The organism is Acinetobacter sp. 226, assembly GCF_048147925.1.
GTDB classification, from domain to species: Bacteria; Pseudomonadota; Gammaproteobacteria; order Pseudomonadales; family Moraxellaceae; genus Acinetobacter; species Acinetobacter pecorum.
The window spans coordinates 81,484-95,338 of record NZ_JAYWYX010000004.1 but is presented as its reverse complement, the minus strand read 5'-3'; the positions used below and the strand labels follow the sequence as shown (position 1 = coordinate 95,338).

13 protein-coding genes are annotated in these 13,855 nt (G+C 42.0%); 4 read left to right on the top strand and 9 right to left on the bottom strand.

The window, feature by feature from the left end; all coding sequences use genetic code 11:
- Positions 1–274 precede the first annotated feature (274 nt).
- Together VXP95_RS02635 and VXP95_RS02630 are read left to right on the top strand one after the other, a co-directional pair.
- Positions 275–976, top strand: a complete 702-nt coding sequence (locus VXP95_RS02635) for an SIMPL domain-containing protein (protein WP_416711346.1) — start codon at positions 275–277, stop codon at positions 974–976.
- Between the two features lie 165 nt (positions 977–1,141).
- The gene (locus VXP95_RS02630) at positions 1,142–1,738 is read left to right on the top strand and encodes a phosphatase PAP2 family protein (RefSeq protein WP_064101395.1); all 597 of its coding nucleotides are present in this window, start codon (positions 1,142–1,144) and stop codon (positions 1,736–1,738) included.
- Between the two features lie 68 nt (positions 1,739–1,806).
- Here VXP95_RS02630 and proB read toward each other — a convergent pair whose 3' ends face one another.
- From proB to VXP95_RS02610, 4 genes are all read right to left on the bottom strand, one after another.
- On the bottom strand, positions 1,807–2,940 hold the full coding sequence (proB, locus tag VXP95_RS02625) for a glutamate 5-kinase (protein ID WP_416711344.1): 1,134 nt from the start codon (positions 2,938–2,940) through the stop codon (positions 1,807–1,809).
- A gap of 27 nt (positions 2,941–2,967) precedes the next feature.
- Positions 2,968–4,185: an Obg family GTPase CgtA gene (cgtA, locus tag VXP95_RS02620; protein ID WP_064095497.1), complete on the bottom strand. Its 1,218-nt coding sequence runs from the start codon at positions 4,183–4,185 to the stop codon at positions 2,968–2,970.
- A 162-nt stretch (positions 4,186–4,347) separates the two neighbouring features.
- Positions 4,348–4,878, bottom strand: a complete 531-nt coding sequence (locus VXP95_RS02615) for a hypothetical protein (protein ID WP_416711343.1) — start codon at positions 4,876–4,878, stop codon at positions 4,348–4,350.
- A gap of 59 nt (positions 4,879–4,937) precedes the next feature.
- A complete protein-coding gene (locus tag VXP95_RS02610) occupies positions 4,938–5,312 on the bottom strand; it encodes a winged helix-turn-helix transcriptional regulator (RefSeq protein ID WP_064095498.1) in 375 nt (124 codons plus the stop codon).
- 102 nt (positions 5,313–5,414) lie between these two features.
- Between VXP95_RS02610 and VXP95_RS02605 the strand changes: the two genes are divergently transcribed.
- Positions 5,415–6,275 carry an SDR family oxidoreductase gene (locus VXP95_RS02605; RefSeq protein WP_416711341.1) on the top strand — a complete coding sequence of 287 codons (861 nt, stop codon included), beginning with the start codon at positions 5,415–5,417 and terminating at the stop codon, positions 6,273–6,275.
- 54 nt (positions 6,276–6,329) lie between these two features.
- On the opposite strand, the gene VXP95_RS02600 is transcribed toward VXP95_RS02605, so the two are convergent.
- The 4 genes from VXP95_RS02600 to uvrB form a co-directional block, all read right to left on the bottom strand.
- On the bottom strand, positions 6,330–7,787 hold the full coding sequence (locus VXP95_RS02600; protein ID WP_064095500.1) for a glyceraldehyde-3-phosphate dehydrogenase: 1,458 nt from the start codon (positions 7,785–7,787) through the stop codon (positions 6,330–6,332).
- A gap of 251 nt (positions 7,788–8,038) precedes the next feature.
- Complete coding sequence (rarD, locus tag VXP95_RS02595) at positions 8,039–8,971, bottom strand: EamA family transporter RarD (RefSeq protein ID WP_064101398.1); 933 nt, start codon at positions 8,969–8,971, stop codon at positions 8,039–8,041.
- 160 nt (positions 8,972–9,131) lie between these two features.
- Entirely contained in the window at positions 9,132–9,719 is a 588-nt protein-coding gene (locus VXP95_RS02590; RefSeq protein ID WP_064101399.1) for a lipocalin family protein, read from the bottom strand.
- Between the two features lie 144 nt (positions 9,720–9,863).
- A complete protein-coding gene (gene uvrB / locus VXP95_RS02585) occupies positions 9,864–11,885 on the bottom strand; it encodes an excinuclease ABC subunit UvrB (RefSeq protein ID WP_416711339.1) in 2,022 nt (673 codons plus the stop codon).
- A gap of 576 nt (positions 11,886–12,461) precedes the next feature.
- Here uvrB and VXP95_RS02580 point away from each other — a divergent pair.
- Positions 12,462–13,250 carry a hypothetical protein gene (locus VXP95_RS02580; RefSeq protein ID WP_416679960.1) on the top strand — a complete coding sequence of 263 codons (789 nt, stop codon included), beginning with the start codon at positions 12,462–12,464 and terminating at the stop codon, positions 13,248–13,250.
- A 288-nt stretch (positions 13,251–13,538) separates the two neighbouring features.
- Here the strand turns inward: VXP95_RS02580 and VXP95_RS02575 are convergent, their stop codons facing one another.
- Positions 13,539–13,718, bottom strand: a complete 180-nt coding sequence (locus VXP95_RS02575; protein ID WP_064095505.1) for a hypothetical protein — start codon at positions 13,716–13,718, stop codon at positions 13,539–13,541.
- Between the last annotated feature and the right edge of the window lie 137 nt (positions 13,719–13,855).

Below are 13,855 nucleotides of genomic sequence, written 5' to 3'. Positions count from 1 at the left end.
TCCATCCCCTGAATCATCATCTTACAGCCTGATAGCAGAAAGGAAAGCCTGTTCTTTTATGCTTTTTTGTAGCACAGCTAATATTCAGAAAATAAATTTTAAAATTTATTATTAAACAATTAATTATTAACAATAAATATAGATTAAATAATAAGTTAAAATGAAAGAAAAATTAACACTCTTACCACAAATATTTCGTAAAAAGATCACAATTGAGATTTAATATTTCCCTAACGGCTTAGATGGCCAATTTTAAGAATAACAGGACAATTTCATGCGTCTCTTAGCACTTAGCAGTTTTATCCTTGCCAGTACCCTCGCCACAGGCGCATTTGCAGCTCCTGCCGAATCCATGAATTATAATGTTGTTAATCTTTCAGCAGAGGCCAGTCGTGAAATTTCAAATGATGAAATGCATGCCGTACTTTATATTGAAAAATCCAACAAACAGCCGGCTGAACTGGCCACCCAAATCAACCAGCTCATGAGTCAGGCGATTGCTACAGCACGCAAATATCCTACTGTGAAAATCGAGACGGGTACACAAAGTACTTACCCTATTTATGACAATGATAACCGTAAATTAAAAGAGTGGCGTGGTCGTGCCCAGATTCGTCTAGAATCAAAAGATTTTAAAGCGGCTTCGCAGCTCATTGCAGAATTGCAGCAAAATTTCCAGACCGAGTCGATTAACTTCACAGTATCTGAAGCAAAACGCAAGAAAGTCGAAAACGAGCTGATGCTTGAAGCCTCGAAAAACTTCCAGCAACGTGCGCAAAGTCTGGCTCAAGCTTGGAACAAACCAGGCTATCAACTGGTGAATCTGAATATCAACACCAATAATTCGGGTTATCCACCTGTGCCACGCATGGCGATGGCCAAATCTGCTTATGCCGAAGCAGTTCCAGAACAGGAAATGGCAGCGGGTGAATCCAAAATGACCGTGAGCGCCAATGGTTCTATTCAGTTTAAATAAGTCTTAATAAAATTATTTAGATGTTTAAAAACCACCCTTTTGGGTGGTTTTTTATCACTTGAATATTCTGTGAAAAATCAATGCTACAAATTCATACAAACTCAGATATGAATTGAGCTTTGACCGGTTTACAGTAACGGACATTTGCACCAGCCCTTTCTACTCATGTCTCCTGCTCAACTAAACCTTTCCCTGTTTCATCTTCTCAATGTACCTGATCAAGCCTCGATCTGGATGATCAACTATGCCTCCCTGATTGCGCATGATCTGGTTTATCTTTTTTTGCTAATTTTTGCTATTGCCTGGTTCCGTGGTAGTTACGAAGTAAAAACAGGGATTATTAAAGCCTTCATCTTTACAGCTATTACCTTATTGATGAGTGAAGTGTTGTCTACGGTACTCAATACCCCACGCCCGTTTGTGATGGATGTTGGTCGCACCCTGCTTGAACATGCACCGACTGGTTCTTTTCCCAGCAACCATATGAGTATTTTTAGCGGGATTGCCTTCGCCTATTATTTTTCACCGCAGCGAGACTTGGGACGAATTCTAATCTGGACCGCTTGGCTGGTAGCGTGGTCGCGTGTTTATGTCGGTGTGCATTTTCCGATTGATATGCTGGGTGCGTTCCTGATGGCAATAACAGTAAATTTAGCTGGATTACCATTGTGGTGGAAATATCAGGATAAACTCATGCGCTTTATTTTAAATATTCATCTGTCGCTGTTTGCGCCATTGATTCGGATGGGTTGGATTAAATAAATTTCAATGATAAAAAATCCCGCTCGAAGGCGGGATTTTGTGTATCTCTTAACTTAAATCCGAATAACTTAGTAGATTGCCATATGATTGCGATGAATCATCTCTAAAGAACGTGCCTCACCTAACACCTGATGTACTTTATCTGATGCCAGACCACGAACGATATCTGCTGAACGCGAACTGAAATTGACACGACCTACAGCAATGCGATGACCTTTTCGATCGACACATTCCACCACATCGCCACGTTCGAAGTGCCCTTCAACTGCTTTTACACCGACAGGCAACAAGCTGCGATGATTGTCTTTAATGGCTTTCACTGCACCATCATCAATCACCAACCGACCTGCAGTCTGCAGGTGTGCTGCCAACCATTGCTGGTGCGCGGTCATACGGTCTTTGTCAGTCACAAACAAAGTTCCCAACATCTCGCCCGCCATCAGACGTGATAGAACACCATCACTGTCACCGCTTGCAATTAAGGTTGGACAACCCGATTTTGCCGCCAGACGTGCAGCACGAACTTTGGTCAGCATACCGCCACGACCAAATTTACCTCCCCCACCTGCCATATCAAACAGGCTTTCATCCATCGCACGTACGGTATGAAACAGTTTGGCATCCGGATTAGACCGTGGATCTGAGTCAAACATTCCTTCCTGATCCGTTAAGATAATCAGAAGATCTGCATGTACCTGACCAGCCACCATGGCAGCAAGCGTGTCGTTATCACCAAAACGGATTTCGTCAGTAGAAACCGTGTCATTCTCATTGATCACCGGAATCACACGCCATTCAATCAGGTGCTGCAAGGCATCACATGAGTTGAGATAGCGACGACGATCTGCCAGATCATCATGAGTCAATAGTACTTGAGCAGTTTGAATCTGGTGTTTCTCAAGTACGCTTGACCAAGTATGAATCAGGCCCATCTGACCGATGGCAGCACAAGCCTGAAGACTGGGTAGATCGGTGGGTCGATTCTCAAGTTTCATTCGCACCATACCTTCAGCCACAGCACCGGAAGACACCAGAATAATCTCGTGTCCTGCATTGTGTAGATTTGCGATTTGTCCCGCCCAGTGCGAGATGGCATCTAAATCTAGACCTTGTCCGTTTGCTGTGAGTAAAGATGATCCGATTTTAACAACGATTCGTTTACAACCCTTGAGCTGACGTTGCCCATCTACCACTTCTATCATCTTGTCCTCAGACTCTTCTCTCAGAGATTAGCGTACGTAGTACACTTCCACATCACTATCATCATCGCCATCTTCATCATCTTCGTCATCGCCCAGAATACCGGCAAGACGTTGCTGACGACGCATCTCACGATACGCTTCTTTTGCAGCGATGGTTTGTTCACGTGTTTCAGCTTCAAGCTGATCACGGAATGCTTTCATTTCTGCTGCATATTCTGGATCTTCAGTTTCGCGTTCACGCTGCTCTTCGATCTGATCCATCAGGTAGTAAACTACGTCCTTGGTGCCTTCAGCCGTTAAGCCAGAAGTTTCAAAAACCGGACCTTCCCACTGCAATTCTTCAAGAATATGAGTACACCATTCTTCACGTGTTTCCTCAGCCAACTGATCGACTTTGTTCAGCACCAATACGATCGGCAGTTTTGAAAGCGTTGGGGAGAAGTTTTTCAGCTCTTTCATAATTGCTTTGGCATTATGTGCCGGATCTGAACCATCAATCGGTTGTACGTCAACGATGTGTAACAAGATACGGGTACGCGCCAAGTGCTTCAGGAAGCGAATCCCAAGACCTGCACCTTCAGATGCACCTTCGATCAGACCTGGAATGTCTGCCATCACGAATGAACGGTGACTGTCGGCATCGACCACACCCAGGTTTGGCACCATGGTGGTAAATGGATAATCTGCCACTTTTGGTTTTGCAGCCGAGACTGCACGGATAAAGGTTGATTTACCCGCATTTGGCATACCCAGCAAGCCGACATCTGCCAGAACTTTAAGCTCTAGACGGATTTCACGGAATTCACCTTTTTGACCATGCGTACACTTACGTGGTGAACGGTTGGTCGATGATTTAAAGTGGGTATTACCTAAACCACCCTCACCGCCTGCCGCAACTTTCACGCGTTGACCGTCCTCGATCAAGTCGCCAATAATGTCACCAGACTCTACATCTACAATTGTTGTTCCTACCGGAACTTTTAATACGGTATCTTCACCGCCACGACCAGCACAGTTCGCCCCGCGGCCATTTTTTGCTCGTTCTGCACGGAATTTACGTGTATAACGATAATCAACTAGCGTACTGGTGTCGTCGTCAGCCTGAATATAAATGCTGCCGCCACGACCACCATCACCACCATCTGGACCACCAAATGGTACGAATTTTTCACGGCGAAAACTGGCTACGCCATTGCCACCGTCGCCAGCCTCTACGGTAATGACTGCTTCATCAACAAAGCGCATATTGCCAATCCTCTAAAAACTTTAAAACCCCATATTCTGCCATATTTTAAAGAATTTCTCGACTATATTTATGACACAATCAATGAAGATCGTTCACCTTGCTCTGAATTTTATTCAACAAGCCTGATTTCCTTGTTTTGAAAATTAAAAATCATATAATTCTTACTTATATAAGGTGTAATTAATAAGTTGCATTAGTATAGGCTCAAATCCTATCTGAGATTTTCTAATCATTTCTCTAGCATATTTATTAGAATTCTTGTGTAAAATATCCCCATACTCAACATTACGTTCTTGTGTCTGCTGATTAAAACTTGTAGTGATTTCATACAAATTATCATTTAAAAGAATAATAGATTTCTTGATTTGTATTCTTAAATCATGAAATTCATTAACATTTTTCTGACTCTTTTCGAAGCTGATATTGCTTACACAAAAACCGCTAAATATTTCATTATTAAGTGCTCTTAATTCCAATATGTCAGTGGTTATATCTTTAGCTAAGATCGCTACAACCTCACTCCCTTTCTGCTCTCGCCAACTGTTATATGTCATCAATACTGCAACAGGTGCAAAGATCGCTGCAGACCAAAGCAAGAGATTGGTTGCTAAAGTAATATCAACTTTTAAAAGTTTAAAGATTGCATAAATCGCAATGCATAAAACTAAAATGATCGCGTACACTGCAAACAAAGTAGCAACCAGATTTTCTGACTTATTCCTGTCCTTGCTCACCCCAGAAGCAATTCAGCCTATTTTGCTACGCGCGCTTTATTCTCCACAATATCTGGCAGACTTTTCTCAATCCAGCCAATTAAGTACATAATTTTTTCAGCTGCTTGTGAACCGGTAATCGTCAACTGATATTCTACTTTCGGCGGCACGACCGGATAAACTGTTCTTAAAATAAAACCATCCTGCTCCAGCATTTTTAAAGTCTGGGAGAGCATCTTTTCACTCACCCCTTCGATGCGCTGTTTCAACTCGCTAAAACGATGCACTCCTTCACTGAGACAGCGCAAAACTAAAACAGACCACTTATTAGCGATATGCTCTAATATTTCTCGAGAAGGACAATCAGTGGATAAAACTTGCCCCAATAATTTACTGGTTTCATAAGCAGACATAAAAATCTTCCTTTCTAGTAATAAGCTTACTTTTTAATATGGGCTTAAATTGAGTAAGTTATCAGATTAATATTTATTCATCAAAAAAAGCGAGAATAAAAAATGAAAATTGCAATTACTGGCGCAACGGGTCATCTCGGTCACCTGGTTATTCAACACCTACTTCCTCAAACATCTGCAAATAATATTGTTGCCTTGGTGCGTAATGTAGAAAAAGCTGAATCATTTCAAAAGCAAGGAATCGAAGTTCGCCATTTTGATTATGATCAAATCGAATCTCTTCAGCCTGCCCTCCAGGGGATCGATAAATTACTTTTAATCTCTGCCAGTGAAATTGGTCGACGGACACCGCAGCACAAAGCGGTAATCGATGCTGCTGTTGCGGCTAAAGTTCCCTATATTGCCTACACCAGTTTATTGCGTGCAGATACCTCCCGGCTCACTCTTGCACAGGAACATCGTGAAACAGAACAATTTATTCATGATAGTGGCTTAAGATATACCTTATTAAGAAACAACTGGTATATCGAGAACTACCTGGCCAATATTCAACACACGATTGACTCAGGTATTTTCTATGGTGCGGCTCAGGATGCCCTTATCAGCGCTGCTCCACGTGAGGATTATGCAGAAGTTGCAGCAAACGTCCTGCTAGGTTCAGATCATGACAATAAAACGTATGAATTGGCGAGTTCTAAAGCATTTACCTTCGACACTTTGGCTAAAACGATTTCTGAAATTAGCTCGAAAACTGTCATTTATAAGAACTTGAGTGCTGAAAACTACAAACAAATGCTTCTACAGGCAGGACTACCTGAAAGCTTAGCTGAGACCATGGTGGAGGCAGATGTTGAAGCAACTCGTGGTGCATTTTTCAGTGAGAGTAAAGATTTAGAAAATTTACTGAAGCGTCCTACCACTCCAATTGAAACGACAGTTAAATCTTCACTTACCTCTTTTTGATCACGTATAAAAAAAAGAGCCTCAAATGAGGCTCTTTTTTTAGCTAAAAACTAATTATGCATTAGTCTCAGCAGGAATTTTAGGATAGCTTACGCCGCCCATCTGTTCAGCAATACGAAGTACCTGACAGCTATAACCTACTTCATTATCGTACCAAACGTAGCAAGTTAAACGGTTACCTGAAGTGATAGTCGCTTGCGCGTCAAATACACCTGCAGTACGTGAACCGATAAAGTCAGAAGATACCACTTCAGTTGAGTTGGTATAGCCGATTTGACCTTGCAGGCTAGATCCGATTGAAATCTGACGAATGTATTCGTTCACTTCATCACGATCAACATCCTGACCCAAGGTAAGGTTAAGAATCGCCAATGATACGTTTGGTGTAGGTACACGTACAGAGTTACCTGTCAGTTTACCTTGAAGAGCTGGAAGCGCCTTAGCAACTGCTTTCGCTGCACCAGTTTCAGTAATGACCATGTTCAGTGTAGCAGCACGGCCACGACGGTCAGCTTTATGATAGTTGTCGATCAGGTTCTGGTCGTTCGTGAACGAGTGAACTGTTTCAACATGACCATTAATCACTGTGTATTTGTCGTTTAACACTTTTAATGTTGGAGTGATCGCATTTGTAGTACAGCTTGCTGCAGAGATGATTTTGTCTTCATCCAGAATGTCAGCCTGGTTCACACCAAATACCACATTCTTCATGTCACCTTTACCCGGTGCAGTCAGAATAACACGGGCAGCGCCTGGACATTTCAGATGCTGAGCAAGGCCTTCCGCATCACGCCATTTACCTGTATTGTCGATAACTAGCGCATTTTCGATACCATATGCAGTGTAGTCTACTTCAGATGGGCTTGATGCATAGATCACTTTGATGAACTGACCGTTAGCAATAATTGCTTCGTTTTCTTCATCAACAGAAATCGTACCCGCGAATGGACCGTGGATTGAATCACGACGCAATAAAGACGCACGTTTTTCGAGGTCACCATCAGACGATTTACGAACGACAATTGCTTTCAGGTTCAAGCCACGGCCCAGACCTGACTGGCTGATCATCAAACGTGCAAGGATACGACCAATACGACCGAAACCGTAAAGAACAACATCTCTACCTTCAACAGAAGTTGGATTGCCTTCAAGAGATTTCACAGCGTCAGCAACGAATGCGTTAACATCCCCACCTTTTGCTTTGAACTCAACAGCAAGTTTGCCTAGATCGACTTCAGCAGTACCGATGTTGTCAATTTTCGCCAATGCTTCAAGGATTGGGAAAGTGTCTACAACAGAAAGTTCAACGTCTAGCACGCGAGTACGGCGATGTGCTTTCAGAATCTGAATCACAGAACGGTTAATTAAAGAGCGACCATAAACTGTAGCTACAATATTTTTTTCACGATATAACTGACCCACAAGGGCAATCATACGTTCCGCAAGTTCTTCACGGTTTTTCCAGCGACCTTGGTGCTCTGCATGTAGGGCAACGATAGTGTCTTTGCTCACAGATACGTCCTCTAATTAATTGTAAATCTAGGCATAAATTTCTAAACCCGACAATTGTAATGGAATTGGCGGCAAGTTTGAATCAAAAGCTCATTATGACGGGCAGTTTTTAACGTATATTCACTATAAATTTTAAAAATAATTGTAATTAGCTGAATGATTTTGCATCCAAAAATTTTAAAGATAGCTGTTTTTTAATCACAGGCATAAATTTGTTAAATGTTGTTTATTCATGCGATCTCTTCTTAATTTTAAGATTGAAGTCGATCTTTATAGTTTTCCAGATTTTTCTTAAGGGCTAATTGATGTTTACGTTGTCTGAGTAAATGCAAGATTCCTTCCACTACCAGCACGAAGACGGCCAACCAGATTGGGATATAAGTCAGCCATTCACCTGATTCTACGCGTTCCCCAAGTGCCATTGAAGCAAAAGCCAGCAATACCGGTTCAAGATAACTCAATAGCCCAAAAATCACAAAAGGCAAATATCGACTGGCCAGGATATAACTGCCTAAACCGAGCGCACTTAAAAAGCCTAACCCAAGCACTGCCAATATCAAGTGATAATGACTGAATATTAATGGCAAAGAGTCGCTATAAATAAAGCCAAGATAAAACGCAACAGGCAAAATCAGAAATAAATCCCACCAAAATCCACCCAGGTGATCGGTAGCGAATTTACGCCGCATAAAGAAATAAATTGGGTAAGCTAAAGCAACATAGACTGTTTCCCATGCGATTGAACCAATTCGCCAGATTTCATGCCCTACTCCCAATACTGCCAATGCAACAGCGACCATCTGGAAAGATGATAATTTTTCTTTGTAGAGCACACAGCCGAATAACACCATTACCAGAGGCAGGAGAAAATAGCCGAGCGAGACTTCGAGACCACGCCCATTGATAGGCCCCCATAAAAACAACCACAATTGTGTGGTACATAACAGCGAACTAATCAGCAACCAGATCAAAAATGAAGGCTGTCGTAATACCCGCTTAAAGATACTGCTGATATGTTTCAGGTCCCCTGACCACCACATAAATGCAGTCAGAAATGGCAAGGTCGCCAGCATACGCCAAGCAAAGGTCTGTTCACTGTCTAAAGGCTGTAAAAAGGGCGTAAATATATAGAGCACTCCAAAAACCACGGAGGCCAATACAGATAACGCAATGCCTTTATACATAGTCAAACTCTACTTTGATTCGTCTGCATTATAGCGACTAGCATTATAGAAAGCTTGATAATTCACTTATATAAAAAGGTCTCCATTTAAAATTAGATACTATGTTTTCACAAAGCATAAAAAACCATGCCTAAGCATGGTTTACATAAAAATGCTAAATTTATCTTTGAGTTTGCTTGGTATAAATCACATCACTCAGGTCATAGCCCACCGACTGTGCATATTGCAAATATTCATTCACTACGTTTTTATCCAGTTGGGGATTACGGGAAAGTATCCACATGTATTTACGTTTAGGCTCGCCCACCAGAACAGTCTGATAGTTCTCATCCAGTTTTAAAACCCAGTAATCACCACGGGCGACCGGAATCCAGCGAATAAAGTCTGGTAAGAAACTGACTTTTAACTTGGTATTCTGTGGTGGATTCTGCACAAATGCCTCACCCAGTGATTGGGTTTGTCCACCATCTTTTTTAATGCAGCGGTTATCCACCACAATATTGCCATTTTCATTTAAAGTATAAGTCGCTGTGACATCACGATCACACTTATTCTGAAAATACAGAGGCTTGCGTGCTACTTCGTACCATGTCCCCAAATAACGGTCCAGTTCAACTTTCTCAATGGTCGGTAATGGCTCGTCTTTCGCATAAGCCATAGTAGCGGCGCCCAAACCGAGAAGAACCGCGCTACCCACCGCAATTTTTGCCAGCTTTAATCCGGTACGTGAAGATTTTTGAGTTGTCATAAAGATACCTATTGCATGTTCACAAAATATTTATTTAAAAAATTCTGTTCATACAATAGCTTTATCACAGTCCTTAATTTGTTACATTGTGTTTGCTTTATGATTGATTTTACGTCATTTAAATATAATTAAATGCTAAACCACTCAATCAAACATCTGGGCTTTCAAGCGTAAAATTTCATCACGCATACGTGCGGCCTGCTCAAATTGCAGCTCTTTGGAAGCTTTCAGCATCTCTTTTTCCAGTTTGTTAATATGTTTCGCAAACAGTTTCGGATCTGCCATGATATGCCGCTCATCCGCACTGATCGCACGTGCCTGATCTGATACGTGTAATTCAATGGATTCATCATCCAATATTTCACCGGTATCAATTTCCTTGATCACCTGACGCACTGCACTACGTGGCGTAATACCATGCTCTTCATTAAACTGAATCTGCTTGGCACGACGACGGTCCGTTTCATCAATCGCTTTCTGCATCGAATCAGTAATACGATCAGCATACAGAATCGCCTTACCTTTCAGGTTACGCGCAGCGCGGCCAATGGTCTGAATGAGAGAGCGCTCAGAACGCAAAAATCCTTCTTTATCTGCATCCAGAATCGCCACTAATGATACTTCCGGCATATCAAGGCCTTCACGCAACAGGTTAATTCCGACCAGCACGTCATGAACCCCAGTACGCAGCTCATGAATGATTTTTACCCGTTCAACAGTATCGATATCCGAGTGTAAATAAGCGACCTTAATCCCATATTCTTTCAAATAAGAAGTCAAATCTTCAGCCATGCGCTTGGTCAAGGTTGTAACCAACACCCGCTCATTAATGTCTTTACGCAGATTAATTTCTGAAAGCACATCATCGACCTGTGTCAAAACTGGACGGATTTCAATTTCCGGATCGATCAGACCGGTTGGACGTACCACCTGCTCGACAATCTGCTGGGATTTTTCCAGCTCGTAACGTGCGGGCGTTGCGCTAACATAAACAGTCGTCGGCACAATCCGTTCCCATTCTTCAAATTTCATCGGCCGGTTATCCAGCGCACTCGGCAAACGGAATCCGTAATTGACCAGATTTTCTTTACGCGAACGATCGCCCTTATACATGGCGCCAATCTGCGGCACCGTCACATGTGACTCATCAATAATCAGCAAGGCATCATCAGGAATATAATCGAACAAGGTCGGTGGCGCTTCACCCGCAGGACGGCCAGATAAATGGCGTGAATAGTTTTCAATGCCGTTGGTATAACCCAGTTGCTGCATCATTTCCAGATCATAGCGTGTGCGCTGCTCGATGCGCTGGGCTTCCAGCAGTTTGTCATTTTCCCGGAAGAACACCAGACGCTCTTTAAGTTCTTCCCGAATGGTTTCGATGGCACGGGACAAATTGTCTTTCGGTGTTACATAGTGACTTTTAGGATAGATCGTGACACGCGGCACTTTACGGATCATTTTCCCGGTTAAAGGATCAAACCAGCGAATGGAGTCGACTTCATCATCAAACAGCTCAATCCGGATGGCATCCTGATCCGATTCGGCTGGGAAAATATCAATGATCTCACCACGAATACGATAGGTACCGCGCAGGAATTCCAGTTCATTACGCGAATACTGCATTTCAACCAGACGGCGAATAATATCATCACGGCCAATACGGTCGCCTTCGACCACATGCAGCAACATGCTCATATAGGCATTCGGATCACCCAGACCGTAAATCGCAGACACTGAAGCGACAATAATTGCGTCGCGACGTTCTAAAAGTGCACGGGTGGCCGAAAGACGCATCTGGTCAATGTGGTCATTAATTGCCGCATCTTTCTCGATAAAGGTATCTGAAGATGGCACATAGGCTTCTGGCTGATAGTAGTCATAATAACTGACGAAATATTCAACCGCATTATTCGGGAAAAATGCTTTAAATTCACCGTAGAGCTGTGCAGCCAGCGTTTTGTTATGGGCCATGACAATAGTCGGACGCTGGGTACGGGCGATGACATTGGCCATAGTATAGGTTTTACCTGAACCGGTAACCCCCAGCAAAAGCTGATCGTGATAGCCTTTTTCTATACCCTTGACCAGCTTTTCAATGGCCTGTGGCTGATCGCCAGCAGGTTGATAACTGGTCACCAGTTCAAAGGGTTGTTTATCACTCATAGCTTTAATAATTTCACTGCGGATATCGACTCAATTTATTATGGGGGTAAAACTGAATTACTCAATCCCTATCCAGGTTTCTGTTTGGTAAAATAAAACAGTATCATTGTCATTATTTTATAGTGCTTTACTTTACTTAGATTTAATGAATAAGGTACAGATCAATCCAAATCAATTTTGAATTATGCAACAATCAATATAAAATTGAGATCTTTAAAAATTATAAAAAATTGGCAGGATAATGAAAGATAAAGAGTATCGTGAAATCGTGACTAAGAATCAGTTTCGCTATATGGGCACAATCATATTTTGTTTGGGCCTTTTCTATTTAGTTAGCGTTATTTACTTTCTTATTCAAAAACACTTTTTTTAAAACTCACCCATGAGTATCACTTGTGCAAAAGAATAAATTAAGCATTTTCAGACAACAACTTTATTTAGGTTTACTCGGTATGCTGTTTTGGATCATGGGTGGAATACTGACTTATCTGTTTGGATAGCGCTGCAGAATAATGCCTTGACCCCTCTTCATTTCACGGGCAACATGAAGATCAGGATGGCCTAGAATAGACAATTATGACTTACCACTATCACGATGAAAGTATTGTTAAATCCCTTCCAGAAAATACCGTTTTTGTATTTGGCAGCAACCTGGCTGGCCAGCATGGTGGTGGTGCAGCTAGAACGGCACTTGAGCATTTTGGCGCAGTCATGGGCGTCGGTCGTGGCTGGGCGGGTCAAAGCTATGCCATTCCCACCATGAACGAGCATTTGCAACAAATGCCGCTCTCACAAATCCAGCACTATATTGATGACTTTAAGATTTACACCAAAAACCATCCTAAAAATAAATATTTTATTACTTCCATAGGCTGCGGGATCGCAGGTTATAAGGTCGAGGAAATTGCACCGATGTTCAAAGGCATCTCGCGCAATGTCATTTTCCCGCAATCTTTCCGTCCTTTTGTCGAAAAACCCTTGCCCAAATTAACCGCAAATTTCTTGCATACCATTTTCCGTGATTCGGTCATTTTAACTCCGGCCAGTGATGAGCTGATTGAAGAACTGCCTTTGACTGAAAATGAAAAAAGTCTGGCAAGGATTATTTTAAATACTCAGATCTACCCGACCGACAGCAATGGACGGGAACGTGTTTTTGAAATTGAAGATATCCTGCATAACCTGAATACCAAGCTGGTCGATTTTCAAAGCCAGAAAGAAGGTGCCATGTTGTTTGGAGGCGTGATTTTAGCGCTACTGGAACTTTATAATATTAACGAGAAAGATTTTATTGATGTCTGGCAAGGTGAGCGAGAAATTGCTCCACCCAAACCGGAAAATAAAGCACGTAAAAGTATTCGTTAAGTGGCCACAGTACTCCTTTTAAAAAAGCCAATGTCTGAATTGGCTTTTTTTAGCTACTCAAATACTGAATATGAAATAGATCAGGTCTGGATTTTGTTTCGTTTGGTATTTAGAAAGCTTAAATATTTCGTTTGCTTTATTAAGAATAAAATTGAAAGAGATTTGGATCATCCGGTTTTTTACTTTTTCATGCTCAGGAAGCTGCAAAAATGAAATATTGATCGCCAACTCCCTAAAAACTTCCACAAAAAAAGCCATGATTTATCATAGCTTTTTGAGTGGGATCAATTAGCGTTTGCCCATTGAACGGCGAGTACCACGTGGCGGCATCCAGGTACGGTCAGCATAGCGCTGCGGTCTTGGTCTTAAATCTTCTAGAACTTCTTCGGCAGCATTTTGCTCTGCTTGTTTAATAGGGAAAGGTAAATTGACCAGGGGCTTTTTTTTGGGAGTCGTTTGGGTGCTCATATGATTCACTCAATAATATATATAACTATTGTACAAAAAAACTCAACCCACTGGGTAGCAGGATCTTGGATAAATTCATCTCGACGTATTTTTTAAAATAATAAATGTGCTCAGACAGACATTTGCATGAACCATGT